This window comes from Sphingomonas sp. OK281, assembly GCF_900115295.1.
GTDB lineage: Bacteria > Pseudomonadota > Alphaproteobacteria > Sphingomonadales > Sphingomonadaceae > Sphingomonas.
On record NZ_FOVZ01000001.1, the window covers coordinates 550758 to 569894 of the forward strand.

At 64.6% G+C, this 19137-nt stretch carries 17 protein-coding genes and 1 tRNA gene; 6 read left to right on the forward strand and 12 right to left on the reverse strand.

Features of this window, described 5'->3' with window-relative positions; all coding sequences use genetic code 11:
• Window positions 1-286 precede the first annotated feature (286 nt).
• Complete coding sequence (locus BM244_RS02590) at window positions 287-1378, forward strand: LacI family DNA-binding transcriptional regulator (protein ID WP_093397188.1); 1092 nt, start codon at window positions 287-289, stop codon at window positions 1376-1378.
• Between the two features lie 81 nt (window positions 1379-1459).
• On the forward strand, window positions 1460-3238 hold the full coding sequence (locus tag BM244_RS02595; RefSeq protein WP_093397190.1) for an IlvD/Edd family dehydratase: 1779 nt from the start codon (window positions 1460-1462) through the stop codon (window positions 3236-3238).
• A gap of 615 nt (window positions 3239-3853) precedes the next feature.
• Here BM244_RS02595 and BM244_RS02600 read toward each other — a convergent pair.
• The 6 genes from BM244_RS02600 to BM244_RS02625 all read right to left on the reverse strand — a co-directional run bounded on the left by BM244_RS02600 (window position 3854) and on the right by BM244_RS02625 (window position 8889).
• Complete coding sequence (locus tag BM244_RS02600; RefSeq protein ID WP_093397191.1) at window positions 3854-5269, reverse strand: sugar porter family MFS transporter; 1416 nt, start codon at window positions 5267-5269, stop codon at window positions 3854-3856.
• A 72-nt stretch (window positions 5270-5341) separates the two neighbouring features.
• Window positions 5342-6232: an SMP-30/gluconolactonase/LRE family protein gene (locus tag BM244_RS02605; protein ID WP_254784234.1), complete on the reverse strand. Its 891-nt coding sequence runs from the start codon at window positions 6230-6232 to the stop codon at window positions 5342-5344.
• 1 nt (window position 6233) lies between these two features.
• Window positions 6234-7034, reverse strand: a complete 801-nt coding sequence (locus BM244_RS02610; protein ID WP_093397195.1) for a D-xylose 1-dehydrogenase — start codon at window positions 7032-7034, stop codon at window positions 6234-6236.
• Entirely contained in the window at window positions 7024-8202 is a 1179-nt protein-coding gene (locus tag BM244_RS02615) for a fumarylacetoacetate hydrolase family protein (protein ID WP_254784235.1), read from the reverse strand. Before BM244_RS02615 ends, BM244_RS02610 begins: the two co-directional genes overlap by 11 nt.
• A gap of 267 nt (window positions 8203-8469) precedes the next feature.
• Window positions 8470-8724: a hypothetical protein gene (locus BM244_RS02620; RefSeq protein ID WP_093397197.1), complete on the reverse strand. Its 255-nt coding sequence runs from the start codon at window positions 8722-8724 to the stop codon at window positions 8470-8472.
• An 88-nt stretch (window positions 8725-8812) separates the two neighbouring features.
• Window positions 8813-8889: transfer RNA gene (locus BM244_RS02625), tRNA-Arg, on the reverse strand.
• A 60-nt stretch (window positions 8890-8949) separates the two neighbouring features.
• Between BM244_RS02625 and BM244_RS02630 the strand changes: the two genes are divergently transcribed.
• Both BM244_RS02630 and BM244_RS02635 read left to right on the forward strand, forming a co-directional pair.
• Entirely contained in the window at window positions 8950-9729 is a 780-nt protein-coding gene (locus BM244_RS02630) for a queuosine precursor transporter (RefSeq protein WP_093397199.1), read from the forward strand.
• The gene (locus BM244_RS02635) at window positions 9726-10037 is read left to right on the forward strand and encodes a hypothetical protein (RefSeq protein ID WP_093397200.1); all 312 of its coding nucleotides are present in this window, start codon (window positions 9726-9728) and stop codon (window positions 10035-10037) included. Before BM244_RS02630 ends, BM244_RS02635 begins: the two co-directional genes overlap by 4 nt.
• On the opposite strand, the gene purQ is transcribed toward BM244_RS02635, so the two are convergent.
• The 6 genes from purQ to BM244_RS02665 form a co-directional block, all read right to left on the reverse strand.
• Window positions 10034-10699 carry a phosphoribosylformylglycinamidine synthase subunit PurQ gene (purQ, locus tag BM244_RS02640; protein ID WP_093397202.1) on the reverse strand — a complete coding sequence of 222 codons (666 nt, stop codon included), beginning with the start codon at window positions 10697-10699 and terminating at the stop codon, window positions 10034-10036. The two genes, BM244_RS02635 and purQ, sit on opposite strands and share 4 nt — an antisense overlap.
• Window positions 10696-10926, reverse strand: coding sequence for a phosphoribosylformylglycinamidine synthase subunit PurS (gene purS / locus BM244_RS02645; RefSeq protein WP_056050714.1), 231 nt, complete (start codon window positions 10924-10926; stop codon window positions 10696-10698). The genes purQ and purS overlap by 4 nt, the downstream gene beginning before the upstream one ends.
• Entirely contained in the window at window positions 10927-11706 is a 780-nt protein-coding gene (gene purC, locus BM244_RS02650) for a phosphoribosylaminoimidazolesuccinocarboxamide synthase (protein WP_056050712.1), read from the reverse strand.
• Between the two features lie 118 nt (window positions 11707-11824).
• The gene (locus BM244_RS02655) at window positions 11825-12700 is read right to left on the reverse strand and encodes a DUF4349 domain-containing protein (protein WP_093397203.1); all 876 of its coding nucleotides are present in this window, start codon (window positions 12698-12700) and stop codon (window positions 11825-11827) included.
• A gap of 61 nt (window positions 12701-12761) precedes the next feature.
• Window positions 12762-13976 (reverse strand): kynureninase, encoded by a 1215-nt coding sequence (gene kynU / locus BM244_RS02660; RefSeq protein WP_093398060.1) that lies wholly within the window; start codon window positions 13974-13976, stop codon window positions 12762-12764.
• A gap of 11 nt (window positions 13977-13987) precedes the next feature.
• Window positions 13988-14962: an alpha/beta hydrolase family protein gene (locus BM244_RS02665; RefSeq protein WP_368086046.1), complete on the reverse strand. Its 975-nt coding sequence runs from the start codon at window positions 14960-14962 to the stop codon at window positions 13988-13990.
• A gap of 62 nt (window positions 14963-15024) precedes the next feature.
• Here BM244_RS02665 and parC point away from each other — a divergent pair, with 62 nt between their 5' ends.
• Together parC and BM244_RS02675 are read left to right on the forward strand one after the other, a co-directional pair.
• Entirely contained in the window at window positions 15025-17274 is a 2250-nt protein-coding gene (parC, locus tag BM244_RS02670) for a DNA topoisomerase IV subunit A (RefSeq protein WP_093397205.1), read from the forward strand.
• Between the two features lie 120 nt (window positions 17275-17394).
• Window positions 17395-19026 carry a putative bifunctional diguanylate cyclase/phosphodiesterase gene (locus BM244_RS02675; RefSeq protein WP_254784236.1) on the forward strand — a complete coding sequence of 544 codons (1632 nt, stop codon included), beginning with the start codon at window positions 17395-17397 and terminating at the stop codon, window positions 19024-19026.
• Window positions 19027-19137 lie beyond the last annotated feature (111 nt).

Sequence of the window (19137 nt, forward strand, 5' to 3'; positions counted from 1 at the left end):
TAGCATCGGTCGTGCGCGGCAGTGTGACACCCAGACCAGAAAGAATGGATAGAGCGGACGGGCAAATCGTGACGCATGCGTTCCCCTCCCTCTATCCGATACGTACTACCAGTCGATGCCGAACTAACGACCGAGCGCCCATCACCGCAATACTAGATTGTCCGACTAATGTTGGGAGCGATAACACGCAAGCGCGAACCGGCGGGGCAACGTGGTCCGGGTATACGACCATGACGACTGCGATTGCATGCTGATAATATTGCAATCACCTGCTAAAAAGCGTGGCATGAGCCTAGCCACGCGCAAGCCGCGCAACACTTCGGGCCGCAGAAGCGGCGCGCCCACCATTTCCGACGTCGCGGTTCTCGCAGGCGTTTCACCGATGACCGTTTCGCGCGTCATCAATGGCGAGGCCAAGGTCCGCGAGGCGACGCGCGAAGCGGTCAACGTCGCGATCGACACGCTCCGATACGCCCCCAACCGCGCCGCGCGCAGCCTGGCCGGCGGCGGGCAGATGCGGATCGGCCTGCTCTACAGCAACCCGAGTTCGGCGTATCTCAGCGAGTTTCTCGTCGGCAGCCTCGAACAGGCAAGCCGCAGCGACGTGCAGTTGATCGTCGAGAAATGCGACATCGGCGACCATGAGATCGAGGTGGCGCGACACATGATCGAAAGCGGGATCGACGGCGTGATCCTGCCGCCGCCGCTGTGCGATTCACGCGCAGTGCTCGACGTGTTGACGGAAGCCGGCGTGCCGACCGTGGTCGTCGCGACCGGATCGCCGCCGGCTGGGTCCGCCGCCGTAACCATCGACGATTTCGAAGCGGCGCGGGCGATGACCGAACATCTTGTGAAACTGGGTCACTCGCGGATCGGGTTCATCATCGGCAATCCGAACCAGACCGCGAGCCGACTGCGTCACGAGGGGTATCTGGCGGGAATCGCCGATGCCGGCCTGGCGCCGGATGAGTCACTCGTGGTCGGCGGGCTGTTCACCTATCGGTCCGGCCTCGACGGAGCCGAGCAATTGCTCGATGCGAAGGATCCGCCCACCGCGATCTTCGCGAGCAACGACGACATGGCGGCGGCGAGCGTCGCGGTCGCGCATCGTCGCGGTCTCGACGTGCCGGGCGACCTTACGGTATGCGGGTTCGACGACAGCGCGCTCGCGACGACGATCTGGCCCGAACTGACGACGATCCACCAGCCGATCGCCGACATGTCGCGCGCGGCCGTCGAACTCCTCGTCTCGGCGATCTTCAATCGTCGCAGCGGCGGCAAGGATGCGAACGGTCATGTCGTCCTCGATTATACGCTGGTCCGGCGTCAATCGGACGCCGCGCCGCGCCGCCGCCCACCATCGCGCGTTCACGTGTAGCAGCGACTGGCGCTTGACCGACCGACGATCGTGGCGGTAGCGCTCCCATACTATAATTGACCGCGTTCAGGAGAGTTTGCAGTGGACCGTGTACCGGTGAAGCCGTTCCGATCGCGCGACTGGTTCGCCGATCCCGCCCGCTCCGACATGACCGCGCTCTATCTCGAACGCTTCATGAACTACGGGCTGACCCCGGCGGAGTTGCGCTCGGGACGGCCGATCATCGGCATCGCGCAGTCGGGCAGCGACCTATCGCCGTGCAACCGCATCCATCTCGAACTCGCCAAGCGGACGCGCGACGGGATCCGGGATGCTGGTGGCATCGCGATGGAGTTTCCGGTCCATCCGATCTTCGAGAATTGCCGGCGGCCGACTGCGGCGCTCGATCGCAACCTGGCATATCTGGGATTGGTCGAGACGCTGTACGGCTATCCGATCGACGCGGTCGTGCTGACCACCGGCTGCGACAAGACGACGCCGTCGGGGATCATGGCGGCGTCGACCGTCGATATCCCCGCGATCGTGCTGTCGGGCGGGCCGATGCTCGACGGCTGGCATGATGGCGAACTGGTCGGGTCCGGGACGGTGATCTGGCGCAGTCGGCGCAAGCTGGCGGCGGGCGAGATCGACGAGGAGGAGTTCCTCAACCGCGCCACCGACAGCGCTCCGTCGGCGGGGCATTGCAACACGATGGGCACGGCCTCGACGATGAACGCGGTCGCCGAGGCGCTTGGGTTGTCGTTGACCGGCTGCGCGGCGATTCCGGCGCCGTACCGCGAGCGCGGACAGATGGCGTACGAGACGGGGCGGCGAATCGTCGAAATGGCGTATGAGGATCTACGCCCGTCGAAAATCCTCACGCGTGACAGCTTCCTCAACGCGATCCGCGTGGTCAGCGCGATCGGCGGGTCGAGCAACGCGCAGCCGCACATCATGGCGATGGCGCAGCACGCCGGCGTCACGCTGTATCCGGAGGACTGGTCGGATCATGGCTACGACCTGCCGTTGCTGGTCAACATGCAGCCGGCGGGGAAGTATCTCGGCGAACGGTTCCACCGTGCTGGCGGCGTGCCGGCGGTGTTGCACGAACTGATCGCGGGCGGGAAGCTCGATACGTCCTGCCTGACCGTCACCGGGCGGTCGATCGGCGAGAACATCGCCGGACGCGAGACGCGCGACCGCGAGATGATCAAGCCGTTCGACGCGCCGATGATGGAGCGTGCGGGCTTCCTGGTGCTGAAGGGCAACCTGTTCGACTTCGGGATCATGAAGACGTCGGTGATCTCGCCGGCGTTCCGCGCGCGCTATCTCTCGACGCCGGGCGCGGAAGACCGGTTCGAGGCGCGGGCGATCGTGTTCGAGGGTTCGGACGATTATCACCACCGGATCAACGATCCTGCGCTCGCCATCGACGAGGGCTGTATCCTGGTGATCCGCGGCGCGGGACCGATCGGTTGGCCGGGGTCGGCGGAAGTCGTCAACATGCAGCCACCCGACGCGCTGATCCAGCGCGGCGTGCTGGCGCTGCCGACGCTTGGCGACGGGCGGCAGTCGGGGACGTCGGACAGTCCGTCGATCCTGAACGTGTCGCCCGAGAGCGCGGTCGGCGGTGGGTTGTCGTGGATCCGGACGGGCGACGTGGTGCGCATCGATCTGGTTGCGGGGACCTGCGATGCGCTGGTCGAGGCCGACGAGATCGCGCGGCGCAAGGGCGAGGGGCTTCCACCGGTGCCTGAGAGCAATACGCCGTGGGAGGAACTGTACCGCGAGAAGACCGGGCAGTTGGCCGAGGGCGGCGTGCTCGACTTTGCGGTGAAGTATCGCGGAATTTCGGCGAAGACGCCGCGGCATAACCACTGAGGTCTGAGGGCGGGGCTTGGTGTCTCGCCCTTCGTCGTATGATTGATCGCTGTTCCCTCAGGTGGGGATCTACAACCGCGAGCGCTACGATACGCTAGTAGGGGCCCGCCAGTATGGTTTCCCGCCTCCGCGGGAATGACGGAAGAGGTGGCGAGGATTCCCCGCCGCTGCGGTGGACCTCAGCCACTCGTCCCGTCCACCCTATCGACGAACGTTCGTCCTGAACGCGTCCGTCCCTACACACCGTCATCCCAGCGAAAGCTGGGATCTCACTCTGATGCGGGCGTCATCTGCCCGCGAAATACGCCAGCTTTCGCTGGGGTGACGGAAAGGGGGGCTGGGCGCCTTGAGGTCCGGGATTTAGAGCGATTTTACCCGCGCGTACCTCGCCGGCGGAGGCCGAGGCCCAGTTGGCAAAGCCGAGGTAACCGCGCACTTCCCTCCGTTAGCACCGTTCCCCAATTGGGCCCCGGCCTTCGCCGGGGTAGTACATGAGGGGCACAGGTCATTGGCTGCATGACCCATTCAGAGCTAAATCGAGCGTCCCAGGTCGAGTCACTGTGACCCATCACTTATAACCGGGCCGCGGCCCAAGCCGCGGTCCGGCGGTTGGGGTTAGCCGACCATGTCTTCCAGCTCGCGGCCACGCGTTTCCGAAACCATCTTCCAGACGAAGAAGAACGAGACGAACGCGGACAGGGCGTAGAAGCCGTAGGTGAGCGACAGGCCGAGCGAGATCGCCATCGTCGGGAAGCTCACCGAGATCGTGAAGTTCGCGAACCACTGCGCAAAGCCCGCGACTGCCAGACCCGAGCCACGGATCTGCGTCGGGAACATCTCGCCGAGCATGACCCACATGATCGGGCCCCAGCTCAGGTTGAAGAACACGACATAGGCATTGGCCGCGATCAGTGCGATCAGGCCGTTGCGATCTGACAGGTGCAGCGAACCCTCGACGATCGCACCGCTTGCGAAGCAGACCGCGACGATCGCCAGCGCGACGGTCATGCCCGCAGACCCGATCAACAGGAGCGGCTTGCGCCCGATCTTGTCGACCAGCGCGACGGTGAGCAGGCAGGCGATGATCGACAGCGAGCCCGACAGGATGTTGATGAGCAGCGCATCGCTCTCGCTGAAGCCGACCGACTGCCACAGCACCGAGCCGTAGTAGAACACGATATTGATGCCGACGAACTGCTGGAAGATCGCCAGGCCGATGCCGGTCCAGACGATCGGGCGGATCTTGCCGCTCGCCTTGTCGATCAGGTCGGACAGCTTCGGACGGTGCGCGTCGACCGACAGCGAGCCGCGGATCTCGGCGACCTTGCGCGTGGCCTCGGCGGCGCCGAACAGGCGCGTGAGGACGACCTGCGCCTCGTCGTAACGGCCCTTGAGCACCAGGAAGCGCGGGCTTTCGGGGATCAGGAACAGCGTCGCGAGATAGATCGCAGCGGGGATGACCTGCATCCAGAACATCCAGCGCCATGCCGGATAGTCGAGCCAGAACAACGCGGTCGACGACCCGGCGATGCGGGCGAGATACCAGTTGGCGATGAAAGCGCCGGTCAGGCCGGTGATGATCATGATCTGCTGCACGCTCGAAAGCCGGCCGCGCACGTTCGCGGGGACGACTTCGGAGATGTAGACCGGGGCCAGCACGCTGGCGGCGCCGATGCCGAGGCCGCCGACGATGCGGGCGAGCACGAACATCGTCGCTGAAGTCGCCGCACCCGCAGCGAGCGCGCTGATGATGAACAGCACTGCGGCGATCATCATGACGTTGCGGCGACCGAGATTGTCGGCAAGCCGACCGGCCATGAACGCGCCGACCGACGACCCGATCAGGATCGCGCCGACGGTGAAGCCGGTGCCGAGCGACGACAGCGCGAACGTGCTTTCGAGCCCCGCCTGCGTGCCGTTGATGACGCCCGAGTCATAGCCGAACATGAACCCGCCGATGGTCGCGACGACGACGATCATCGCAATCAGGGCTCGGTTCACTTGGGGCGCGGAATCTGCCGCTAAAGTCATTGGTTTTCCTCTCCGTGACGGCGCTCTAACGGCGACGCTTATCGTGAATGGGGTGTCGTAAAATGGGTTGCACTAAAGTGTGACGGGTTCGACCGGGACGCCGGGTATGGCGACGCGGAAGGTGAACAGGTTTCCGGCTAGCGGCTGGGCTGCGAGCGCGTCGTCGTCGAGGCCCTTGGCGGCGGTCGTCGCATAGGCGGTGCGACCGTCGGGACCACCGAGCGCGATCTTGGTGATGTTCGCGACCGGGAAGTGGACGACGTCGGTGCAGGTGCCGTCCGGCGCGAACCGGCGTGCCGCCCAACCGCCGAAGAACCCGACCCAGACGCCACCTTCGGAGTCGCAGATCGCGCCGTCTGGATGACCGTCGTCGGGGCCGATCGTCAGGAAAAGGCGTGGCTCGCCGATCGTACCGGCCGCGTCGATCGGGTAGGCATCGATGCGCTTGCCGATCGTGTCGACCGCATAGAGCGTGCGACCATCGGGCGAGATCGCGGGACCATTGGTGATCGCGACGGGCGGGATGTCGGTCTTGGTCAGTTCACCGTCATGCCAATGATAGACGTGGCCGGTGTCCTCCGACTCGGCGTTGTCCATCGTCCCGAACCACACGCGCCCGGCAGGATCGCGCGCAGCATCGTTGAGACGATTGCCGGGGGTTTCGGCATCGACGACCGCGACCTCGTCGAACGCGCCTGTCGTCGGATCGAACCGATGCAAGGCGCCACGGACGCCGGCAAGAAACCCGCCATCGTCCGCTGGAATCAACCAGCCGACCTGATCGGGGGCGCCCCATGTGTCGAGCGCGCCCGTCGCCGGATCGAACCGATGCACGCACGGCGACTTGATGTCGACGAACCAGAGCGCTGCATCGCGCGCGATCCAGATCGGGCCTTCGCCGAGCGTCGCGCCGACGTCGCAGATGCTCTCTGCGGTAATTTCGGCAGGGATCACGCGGCTCATATCAGCGCCAACCGGCATCGACGAAATAGTCGTGCCCGGTGCACATCCGCGCATCGTCGGATGCGAGGAACAACACCAGCGCCGCAACGTCCGCAGGCTGGACGCGAGTCTTGAGACACTGCGCGGCGATGATCTCGGCCTCGCCCTCGGGCGTGTACCATTTCAGCTGACGCGGCGTCTCGACATTGCCGGGAACGATCGTGTTGACGCGAATGCCGTCGCAGCCGAGATCGCGGGCCATTGCGCGGGTCATGCCCTCAATGCCGGCCTTGGCCGTCTGGTAGAGCAGCAGTTCGGGCAGGGCGAGATGCCAGGAGATCGAGCCGAAATTGAGGATGACGCCGCCGCCTGCGCGCTTCATCGACGGCACCACGGCTTGCCCTGCGAAGAACAGATGACGCAGGTTGGTGGCCATCCGCTCGTCCCAATAGGCGGGCGTAATCTCCTCGATCGTGTGGCGATCGTCGTTCGCGGCATTGTTGATCAGCACGTCGATGCCGCCAAGCCTATCCTCGATCGTCGCGACCGTCGTCTTCAACGCGTCGATGTCGCGCAGGTCGAGCGGCAGGAATATGGGAGCGGCCTCGACATCGGGCGTCAGCGTCTCGATCAGCGCCTGTGCCGCGTCCTCGGCCATGTCGACGAACGCGACATGCGCGCCCTGACGCGCGAACGCCTCGACCAGGCCGGCGCCGATCCCGGATGCGCCGCCGGTGATCAGGACGCGCTTGCCCTTCAGACTAGGGTAGATTGCGGCCTGGTCGGCCGTCTGGGTCTTCTGCAACACGCGCTTACGCTCCATGATTCTTGTTGGGGCCTAGCAGCCCCCGGCTTGCGAGATTGCGCATGAGTTCGCCGATCCCGTAGGTCCACGGCGCGGCATCCCTGGACGTCGTCACCGGGTTTACCAGTGCGCCGAGCTTCGGGTTCGAGATCGTGACGACGTCGCCCACCGCATGCGTGAAGCCGCGGCCGGGCTCGTCGCGATCCTGCGTCGGCGCGAACAGCGTGCCGAGGAACAGGACGAAGCCGTCGGGATACTGGTGCTCGCTCATCGCCTGGCGAACGAGCTCTTCGGGATCGCGGCTGATCTGGTCCATCGAACTGCTGCCCTCGAGGCGGTAGCCGTCTGCGCCTTCGATCGTCAGCGCGATTTGGGCGGCGCGGACATCGTCCATGCCGAAGCCCCCACTTCCCTCGGCGTCGAACAGGCGGATGAACGGCCCGATCGAACAGGACGCGTTATTGTCCTTGGCCTTGCCGAGCAGGAGCGCCGAGCGACCTTCGAAATCGCGCAGATTGACGTCGTTCCCCAATGCGGCACCGACCGTACGGCCGTTCCGATCGACGACCAGCACGACTTCGGGCTCGGGATTGTTCCACGTCGAGTCCGAGCGGATGCCGATCTCGTCGCCCCAGCCGATGGTGGAAAGCGTTGGGCTCTTGGTGAAGATTTCCGCGTCGGGGCCGATCGCAACTTCGAGATATTGCGACCACATTCCGTCTTCGATCAGTGCCGCCTTGAGCGCCGCGGCTTCGGACGAGCCGGGAACGACCGATCGGATGCTGCCACCCACTCGCTCCTCCAGTCGGGTGCGGACCATTGCCGCTGCCGCCGAATCGCCCCGCGCCTGTTCCTCGATGACGCGTTCGAGCGCGGAAACCGCGAAGGTTACGCCCGATGCTTTCACGCACTGAAGATCGATCGGGCTCAAAAGGCGCATCGCGGCACCGGGTTCCGGTGACAGTGCGAGATCGTCGAGTCTGCCCAAGCATAGCCCGCCGCCGACGTCGAACGTTCCCGTCGCGATCAGGTCGGCCACAGTGGGCGCAACTGCGGACATATCGTACAGTTGCCCGGCCACGACCAGCACTGGGGTAGGGCCATCGCCCCGATCGATCCGACCGAGCAACGTCGCCTGTTCCCAATCAGCAGGCAACGCCGACGCCGATGCGAATGCGATCTCCACGATGTAATCCCCTCCAGTTGTTAGCGGTACCGTATGCTTCGTGGCGAAGGCGTCAAGCCCTTGACCGGCGTTTCGTCGCGCTCGAATGACCGCCGCTATGAATTAATCATATAAATCGTGGTGACGAGTCTTTGACGGAAGCTTTTGGGAGGTACGGTCGCCTGGCGCGCGCCGCTGCACTCGTAACGTTGCACCAAACCGTAGGCCACGGCACCCGGTGGCGGTTCGATCGGATTGGAAATGGGCGCTCGTGTTTTGCCGGGCGACCTACGATTCGATCAGTTCGACAATCTCGAAGTCGAAGCTTTGCCAATCGCGCTGTCGGGCCGCATCGGCGGCTGCGGTTTTCTTGCCGGTTGCGTCGGCGATCGATTTCGAATGACCCCAGAAGACCTCGGTCGTGCCGCCGCGTAAATGCGCGACGATGCGCCAATAGTGCGTAAATGGGGCAGAGGTCGGCCCGATCTTCTTGGTGTAGCCGTCCGCCATCGTTGCGGTCAGATAGCGTTTCTTCTTTGCCATGATCGCGCGATACCTGAACCGGTTAGTGGCGTCGCGCGCAGGATCGGGGTTCAGCCATATTTGCTGGCGGCAGTAGATCGGTGGAGGGTGGCGCGCCCGGAGGGGTTCGAACCCCCGACCGAGGAGGTAGAAGCTCCTTGCTCTATCCAGCTGAGCTACGGGCGCGCGCTGCGGCGACGACTAGCGCGGATTGTGCGGGCTTGGAACCTCGATCATAACGCGCGAATGGATATTGATACGGCCAAGGACACGGAACGCGCGCGGGGGCCGGCGCCGGGCCCGGAGCCGATTGCCGCAAGCGCGGTCAGTGGCGCGCAGTTTCGCTATTTCGATTTCGTGATGGCGGCGTTCGTCACGATCCTGCTGCTGTCGAACGTGATCGGCGCGGGCAAGCGTGCGGTGATCGACTTGCCGTTGATCGGCGCGTGGCCGTTCGGCGCCGGAATCCTGTTCTTCCCGGTCAGCTATGTGATCGGCGACGTCCTGACCGAGGTGTATGGCTATGCGTACGCCCGGCGCTGCATCTGGGTGGGGTTCGGCGCGATGCTGTTCATGGTGTTCATGTCGGCGGTCGTCGTAGCGCTGCCGCCCGACCAAGGGTGGACGGGGCAGGCGGCGTATGAGTCCGTGTTCGGGCAGGTGCCGCGGATCGTGTTCGCGTCGATCTGCGCGTTCTGGGTGGGAGAGTTTGCCAACAGCTTCGTGCTCGCGCGGATGAAGATCTGGACGCAGGGGCGGATGCTGTGGACGCGCACGATCGGCAGCACGGTCGTGGGGCAGGCGTTCGACAGCCTGATCTTCTATCCGCTCGCGTTCTACGGCGCGCCGGACTGGCCGGTGGAGGCGATGCTGATGGTGATGGTCAGCCAGTTCCTGCTGAAGGTTTCGTGGGAAGTGCTGCTGACGCCGCTGACGTATGTGGCGGTGGGGTGGCTGAAGCGGCGCGAGGGCGTCGACGTCTACGACCGGGGGACGGACTTCTCGCCGTTCCGCACGCGGGTATGAGCCCGCTCCAGACCGTCAAATTCTGGATGGTCGGGCATATGGATTTGGCGAAGGACGCGCTCCACGTCTACGTTGCGCTCGCGATGTTTCTGGGCAGCGCCACGCTGTTCAAATGGCGATTGTCCGATCGACGGCCGTGGCTGACCGTTCTCTTGGCCGCCATCGCCGGAGAGATATGGGATCTTCGGGACAGCGTCGTCTACGGCACGCCGATCCACCTTTGGGCGAACTGGCACGACATCTGGAACACCCTGTTCTGGCCCAGCGTGATCGTCCTGCTCGCCCGCGCAAAGGTGCTAAAGGTTTAGCCCACCGCTTCCAGCAAGCCCTGGAACAACCGGCGGCCATCCGTGCCGCCGTGCGCGGCTTCGATGCGGCGCTCCGGGTGGGGCATCACGCCGAGGACGTTGCCCTTGTCGTTCAGCAACCCGGCGATGTTGCGAGCCGAACCGTTGACGCTCTCGGCATAACGGAACGCCACGCGGCCTTCGCCTTCGAGGCGGTCGAGCGTTTCGGTGTCGGCGAAGTAGTTGCCGTCATGATGCGCGACCGGGAAGGACACGCGTTCGCCCGCGGAATAGCCCGACGTGAAGGTCGAGCTTGCCGTCTCGACGGTCAGCGCAACATCGCGGCAGACGAAGTTCAGCCCCTCGTTGCGCATCAGCGCGCCGGGCAGGAGACCCGCTTCGGTCAACACCTGGAAACCGTTGCAGACACCGAGCACGGGCAACCCCTTGCCTGCCTGCTCGACAACCGCCCGCATGATCGGCGACCGCGCCGCGATCGCGCCCGAGCGGAGATAGTCGCCGTACGAGAAGCCACCGGGCACCGCGACCAGGCCGACGTCCGCCGGCAAGTCCGCATCACCGTGCCAGACCATCAGCGGCTTGACGCCGGTCACCGCCTCCAGCGCGACGGCGATGTCGCGGTCGCAGTTGGAGCCGGGGAAGACGATGACCGCGGTCTTCATGCGCGCTCGACCCGGTAATTCTCGATCACCGTGTTGGCGAGCAGCTTGCGGCACATGCCGTCGATCGTCGCGTCGTCGGTATCGTCGGCGACCTCCAGTTCGATCAGCTTGCCCTGGCGGACGTCCTGCACGCCGTCGAAGCCGAGGCTGCCGAGTGCGTGGTGGATCGCCCGGCCCTGCGGATCGAGCACGCCGGGCTTCAATGTCACGAAAACCTTGAGTTTCATTTACTTGCCCCGGTTCTTGCGATGCTTTTCGAGGTCGAGGACAGCGTTGTCCGCGCCCTCGGGGAGCAGGCCGAGACGGCGTGCAACCTCCTGATACGCTTCGACTTCACCACCGAGATCGCGACGGAAGCGATCCTTGTCCATCTTCTCGTTGGTTTCCATGTCCCACAGACGGCAGCCATCGGGGCTGATCTCGTCCGCGAGGATGATCCGGCCGAAGTCGTTGTCGAAGATACGGCCGAATTCGAGCTTGAAGTCGACCAGGCGGATGCCGACGCCTGCGAACAGCCCGCAGAGGAAATCGTTCACGCGGATTGCGAGGTCGGCGATGTCGTGCATCTCCTCCTGGCTCGCCCAGCCGAACGCAGCGATGTGTTCGTCGGAGATCATCGGATCGCCGAGCGCATCGTCCTTGTAGTAATATTCGATGATCGTGCGGGGCAGCTTGGTGCCCTCCTCGATCCCGAGACGCGTCGAGATCGAGCCTGCGGCGACGTTACGCACGACGACTTCGATCGGGACGATCTCGACCTGGCGGATCAGCTGCTCGCGCATGTTGAGCCGGCGGATGAAGTGCGTCGGCACGCCAATATGATCGAGCAGCGTGAAGATGTGCTCGGAAATCCGGTTGTTGAGCACACCCTTGCCGTTGATCGTGCCCTTTTTCTGGGCATTGAACGCGGTCGCGTCGTCCTTGAAATACTGGATCAGCGTGCCCGGCTCGGGACCCTCGTAGAGGATCTTGGCCTTGCCTTCGTAGATCTGGCGGCGGCGAGCCATGCGCGGTCCCCTGGAAATCGAGCGGTGAAAATCGAGCGGCCCCAGCCTACGCGATATGTACCGCGAAGCCGAGGCCGGAATAGGCCGCGCCTATAGGCGAAGGGTGCGGGGGGTGCAATCAGGCGTGATCGTTCTCTTCGCGGCGGCGGACGCGACCGCGGACCGTACGCCATCCGAAGTAACCGAGCCCCAAAAGCAAGGCCCAAGGCGCAAGGAAGATCAGTGTGCTGAGTATGGCCGCGATGCCGATCGAGAAGGTGCTCCACGAGCCGGCAATCGCCTCGCCTAGCCCGGACCGCGGACTGCTGGGATCGGCCGCGACCGCATCGTAGCTGATGTCGATCGTCGACATGGCGACGCGTCCGCGAAGTTCGCCGAGCCAGCCCTTGGCCTGATCGATCTCTTCCTGCGCGGCGGCGACGCTGCGTTCGGCCTCGACGAGTTCCGAGACCTTGCCGGTTCGCGTCCTGAGTATCTCCGTCAAGCGTTCGACCAAGAGCGTTCGCTGGCGGAGACGCGCTTCGGTATCAACGATATCCTTCGACACGTCCTCGGCCGCGATCGAACTCGATACCGCGCGACCGCCGGCCTTGGCGATGGTGTCCTGCAATTGTTGGCCAAAGCGGCGGGCAATACTACTTTGGACGCGCAGTTTTAGCGTGCCGGTCGATGCCGTACCGTCGCTTTTGCCGCTGTCCAACGCAAGCACTTGGCATCGGGCGGGACCGAGCCTGTCGCACAACGCGACGTGCGTCTGTTCGGCTCGGCCAATCGCGTCGCCGGCCAGCCGGAACGCGTATTTATAGGAATACGCCATTTGCGGGATCGCTACCGCGATCGGTTGCGGCGCATTCGCCGCGCTCGGTGATTTAGCGAGTTCCTGCGCCGACGGCTCAACGTCGTAGGTGTTCAGCTTCTGTCCCGGCGCTCCGTTTGGTGCCTTGCTACAGGCCGTAAGCGACAGGATGACCGCACCAATAACCACGTATCGCATGCCCGCTCTCCCGTTCGTCGGGATATACTATCAATGCGATCAGGATTGCGGTCAATTGACATCAGGTGACAGCAAGTCGTGTCGAGAAGCGTGGGTCTTTCCAACTTTCACTGATAATAATTTTATGCAGCATCTCACACGCCTGCCAAATATCTTCATGGCTCAAGTACAACGGCGTCAGGCCGAGGCGGAGGATGTCTGGGGCGCGGAAGTCGCCGATTACGCCTTGCGCTATGAGGGCTTGAGTAAGCTCATAGGCGTGCGGGTGGCGGAAGCTGATGTGGCTGCCGCGTTTGGCGGGGTCTCGGGGGCTCACGCAGTCGAGGCCTAACGCGTCGCCGGCTGTAGCGAGGATGTCGAACAGTTGCGCGCTCTTGGTGGCAACCAGTTGCTGGTCGATGTCGGCCCAGAGGTCGAGTGCGGTTTCGAGTGCGGCGGTCGAGAGCATCGCGGGCGTGCCGGCGAGCCAGCGCTTCATGCCGGGGGCGGGGCGGTAGGAATCCTCGAACGCGAAGGGTGCGGCGTGGCCCATCCAGCCGGAGAGAGGACTGGCCAGCGCCTCCTGCCAGCGCTTGGCGACGTAAAGGAATGCGGGCGCGCCGGGGCCGCCATTGAGATATTTGTATGTGCACCCGACGGCGAGGTCGGCGTTCGCGCCGTCGAGGTCGATCGGAACCGCGCCGACGCTGTGGCTCAGGTCCCAGAGCATGAGCGCGCCGGCGTCGTGCGCACGGGCGGTCCAAGCGGGCATGTCGAAGCGGTCGCTCGTCTTGTAGTGGACGTGCGTGAGCAGCAGTACCGCGGTGTCGTCGTCGAGCCCTGCTGCGAGGTCTTCGCGCGCGACGACCTTCAGTCGCGCGCCGGGGACGCAGGCGACTGCACCTTCTGCGACGTGCAGGTCGGTGGGGAAGTTGCCGGCTTCGCTGATGACGGCGTGGCGATTCGGGTTGCTGCGCAGAGCGGCGACCAAGGCCTTGAAAAGATGCGTCGACGTCGTGTCGCCGATGATGACCTCGTCCTCGCCCGCGCCGATCAGGGGAGCGATCTTCGTGCCGATCCGCTGGGGGGCCTCGATCCAGCCTTCGTTCCAGCTGCGGATGAGGCGGTTGCCCCATTGCCGGGTGGCGACGTCGGCGAGCGCGGCGGGCGTGGCCTTGGGCAACGCGCCGAGCGAGTTGCCGTCGAGGTAGATCACGCCTTCCGGCAGCGCGAACTTGTCGCGGTACGCGGCGAGCGGATCGGTCGCGTCGAGTGCGCGGGCGTCTTCGAGGGTCACGGGTTCGAGAGTCACTGGGTCTTTCCGAAATAGGACAGGATCAGGCGTTTGGCTTCGGCCCATGCGGGCGTTTCGGGCGCGATCAGTTCGACATGGCCGGTAGCGGGCATCGCGTGGAGCGTGGCGGTGTCACCGGCTGCGGTTGCCTTGACGACGTAGTCGGTGGCCATGACGAAGGGGATGATCCGGTCCTCGCGGCCGTTGACCAAGTCTTGCTTCGCGCCGAGCGGCAGGAGGCGCGGGACCGAGGTGTCGGCGTAGACGTCGGTGTGCTGCGGGGTGGGCGCGCCGACCAGTTTCGCGACGACTTCGGTGCCGCACCCATTGTCGGCGTTGGTCGCGGTGGCTTCGAGATCGGGCAGGCCGCCGAGGCTGATGACGTGACGGATACGGAGCGGATGCGCGGTGTAGAGCGGGCTCGACGTTGGAAGCTTCGGACGGGCAGCGAGCCACAGTGCAAGGTGGCCACCGGCGGAGTGTCCGATCGATAGCACGCGGCGCGTGTCCAGGTTAAACCTCTTCGCGTTTACCGTGAGTTGGTCCGCGGCTTTCGCAGCATCCGCGAACGTGCCGGGATAGCCCCCGCCGGTACGGTCGATACCGCGATAGTCGATGTTCCAGACCGCGACACCGGTGTTGCGCAGGTCGTCGGCGATCCAGTTCATCAGGCTGCGATCGGCGATGCTCGTCGTCCAGCAGCCGCCATGAACCATTACGACCACCGGAAACGGCCCCTTGCCGTGGGGGAGCCAGACGTCGACCTTCTGCATCTGGTCGGTGCCATAGTCGACGGTCGCATCGGGCATCGGTTTCTGCCGCTTGGTCAGGTCGGGCCACGTCAGCAGCTTGGGCGGCGGGGGAGCGGGCGTTTGCGCCATGACGGGCGTGGACATCGCGGTAAGCGCGAGAAAGGCGAGGCGGATCATGGGGTTGGTGTAGCGGGCTCGATCGACCGCGTCATGCGGGCATATCGTCGTGATGAGCACGTGATGCGCGACATACGTTCATGCTTTGATCGTTTCGTTCCCGGCTGCTATCGCTGCGCGCAATGGCCACCGATTTCAAAGATCCGTTCGACTCCATTGTCGACGCCCCCTTCGACAGTGCGCTGTCCGAGCGGTATCTCGTCTATGCGTTGTCGACGATCACCGCGCGGTCGCTACCCGATGTCCGCGACGGGATGAAGCCGGTGCATCGGCGCCTGCTGTGGGCGATGCGGCTGCTCAAGCTCGACCCGGCCCAAGGCTACAAGAAATGCGCGCGTGTCGTCGGCGACGTCATCGGTAAATATCACCCGCACGGCGACCAGTCGGTCTACGACGCGATGGTCCGCTTGGCGCAGTCGTTCGCGATGCGCTATCCGCTGGTCGACGGGCAGGGCAATTTCGGCAACATCGACGGCGATAACGCCGCCGCCTACCGCTACACCGAGGCGCGGCTGACTCAGGTCGCGATCGACCTGATGGACGGGCTGGACGAGGACGCGGTCGCGTATCGCCCGACCTATAATGGCGAGGATCACGAACCCGAGCTGTTCCCCGGACTGTTCCCGAACCTGCTGGCGAACGGCGCGAGCGGGATTGCGGTCGGGATGGCGACGAGCATCCCGCCGCACAACGCAGCCGAACTGCTGGAGGCGGCGATCGTCCTGATTGATACGCCCGACGCGGACGATGCGGCGATCCTGGAACATGTGAAGGGGCCCGACTTCCCGACCGGTGGGCTGGTCGTCGACCCACCCGCGGTCATCCGCGAGTCCTATGCAACCGGGCGCGGCGGCTTTCGCGTACGCGCGCGCTGGGAGACCGAGCGCGAGAAGGGCGGCGGCTGGCAGCTTATCGTCACCGAGATCCCGTACGGCGTGCAGAAGGGCAAGCTGATCGAGCAGATCGCCGATCTGATCAACGCCAAGCGCCTGCCGATCCTCGCCGACGTGCGCGACGAATCGGATACCGAGATCCGCATCGTGCTCGAGCCTCGCAGCCGCACGGTCGATCCGCAGATCCTGATGGACGGGCTGTTCCGGCTGACCGATCTCGAGACGCGGATCAGCCTCAACCTCAACGTGCTCGACAAGGATCGCACGCCGCGGGTGATGTCGTTGCGCGAGGCGCTGGCGGCGTGGGTCGATCACCAGTTCGTCGTGTTGCGCAGGCGGACCGAGCACCGGCTGGCGAAGATCGCCGACCGGGTCGAACTGCTCGACGGCTATCTGATCGCGTATCTCAATCTCGACCGCGTGATCGAGATCATCCGCACCGAGGACGAGCCCAAGAAGGTGATGATCGCCGAGTTCTCGCTGACCGATCGTCAGGCCGAGGCGATCCTCAACATGCGGCTGCGCTCGTTGCGCCGGCTCGAAGAGTTCGAGATCAAGACCGAGCGCGACAAGCTCGACAAGGAACAGGCGACGCTCGCGGCGTTGCTCGCTGATCCGAAGAAGCAGCGCGCGCGGATGAAGCGGGACATGGCGAAGATCCGCGATCGCTATGGGCTGGAGACCCCACTTGGTAAACGACGCACGACGATCGAGGAGCATGCCCCGACGCGCGACATCCCGCTGGAGGCGATGATCGAACGCGAGCCGATCACCGTGATCCTGTCGCAGCGTGGCTGGATCCGGGCGATGAAGGGGCACAATGATCTGGCGAGCCCGGAAGCGCTGAAGTTCAAGGAGGGCGATGGCCCGGCGTTCGCGTTCCATGCGCAGACCACCGACAAGCTGTTGCTCGCCGCCGAGAACGGGCGGTTCTATACCTTGGCGGCGGACAAGCTGCCGGGCGGGCGCGGGTTCGGCGAGCCGGTTCGCGCGATGATCGACCTCGATGGCAGCGACGGGATCGTCGCGCTGCTACCGGCGAGCAAGCATCCGAAACTACTGGTAGTGGCGACCGACGGACGCGGTTTCTCGGTGAGTTCGGCGGAGGTGATCGCCGAGACCCGCAAGGGCAAGACGGTGATGACGCCGCGACCGGGTGCGCAGTTGAAGATAGTCCGGCCGATTGGACCCGGCGACGATTACGTCGCGGCGATCGGCGACAACCGGAAGATGCTGGTGTTCCCGCTGGCCGAACTGGTCGAGATGACGCGCGGGCAGGGCCTCCAGTTGCAGCGCTACCGCGATGGCGGACTGGCGGATGCGATCACCTTCGTCTTCGCCGAGGGCCTGAGCTGGGCGATGGGCGGTGGTACCGGTCGCACAAGGACCGAGTCGGACCTTGGGCCGTGGCGCGCGGCAAGGGGGGCGGCCGGGAGAATGCCGCCAACAGGTTTCCCGCGCGACAATCATTTCGGCTAAAATATTGAAAAGCCATCTGATTGAGAAAACTGAAATAACAAGTCGTTCTGGTTCCTTTAGGACGTCTTAACGATCGGTTGCTAGGCCGATCGGATGCCAGCGACCGCCCCGGATGCGATAATGCAATCATTCGTCGCGACCGAGCTGGTCGCGCGCGCGCTCGAACTCATGCCTATTCCGGCGGCGCACGTCGTCGTCACGGCCGGCGAGTTCGAATTGTTCGCCATGAATCGTGCGTATCGCCTGGCCGGGTTGGGCGTCGTGGCGGATCGATCGCCGATGATCGCCGAACTCGGCGACCGCATTCTCGCGTTCCTGGCGTCGCCGAACCTGCGATCCGATTTCGAATGGGCGTTGGGCGACGCGATCGACTGTCGCCACTACCGGGTCACGATCGCGCGTTCGTTCGCCGCGTTTCGCGACCGTTGCACGATCAGCCTCATCGACCAGACGTCGCAGGTCCAGACCGAACGCAGCCTGCGGCGTGAGATGTCGACCGACAGCCTGACCGGATTGCCCAACCGGGAGGGTTTCGAGGAGCTGATCGAACGCGTCGAGAATCGGACCAACAGCGCGGTGCTTGCGATCGATCTCGATCGGTTTGGACGTCTGAACTCGTGTCTCGGTTCGCTGGCGGGCGACGAGTTGCTGATTACCGTTGCCCGCCGGATCAAGGGGGCGCTCCGGTCCCGTGACACGATCGCCCGGATCGGTGGCGACCAATTCGGTATCCTGACGACGATCGACGACGATCGGACCGAGGCTCACGCGCTTGCCGAACGTATCCAGCAGACGCTGGCAACGCCGTTTCGCCTTACCGATTACGAGATCCGCGTCGAATGCTCGGTTGGAATCGCCTACGGCGCGGACGAGGCCGGCGATGTCGCCGAACTGATCCGCCACGCGCAATTTGCGGTCAAGCGGGCCAAGTCGAGCGGCCGCGCGGAAAGCTACATGCCGCAGGACTTCGCGATCGCACGCGCACAGTTCAGCATGGAGACCGCACTACGACGCGCGATCGAGAACCGGCAGTTGCGGCTGGCATATCAGCCGATCAGCGATCTCGCGACCGGCCGGATCGTCGCCTTCGAAGCGCTCGCGCGGTGGACCGACGAGCAGGGGCAGCATCACTCGCCGATCGATTTCATTCCGGTCGCGGAGGAATCCGGGTTGATCGTGCCGCTGGGGCGCTGGGCGATCGACGAAGCCGCACGGATGCTGGCGGCCTGGGATAAAGCCTATGGCAGCCGTTGCGGCGTCAAGATGGCCGTCAACCTGTCCGCGATCCAGCTCCAGCGCGATGACATCGCACCCGTGCTGGAAAACGCGCTGGCGCAAACGGGACTGTCGGGCGATCGATTCACGCTGGAGTTGACCGAAAGCGCGATCGTGCCGGATCCGGACCGGATTGCGGGGACGATGCATGCGCTGAAGGCACTCGGCACGACGCTCGCCATGGACGATTTCGGGACCGGCTATTCGAATTTGGCGTATCTGCAGAAGCTGCCGATCGATGTGCTGAAGATCGACCGAAGTTTCGTCACCGGCATGCTTGCGGACCGCGACAAGGTATCGATCGTGCGCGCGATCCTGAGCCTTGCGCAGGCCTTGGGCATGAAGACGACCGCGGAGGGGATCGAGACCAACGAACTGGCGCAGACCCTGGCGGCGCTCGGCTGCACCTATGGGCAGGGGTATTTCTATGCCGAGCCGCTGGAAGCCGATGCGGCGTATGCGATGATCAAGCCATAGGCGAAGGCGTGCCGATGTTGGCGCCGTTTCCAACGCCGTCGTATTGCGCCGTCCAGGCCGCTGGCGTCAGGCTGGCGTCATCGATAGCTGAGACAATCCACGACCAGCCAG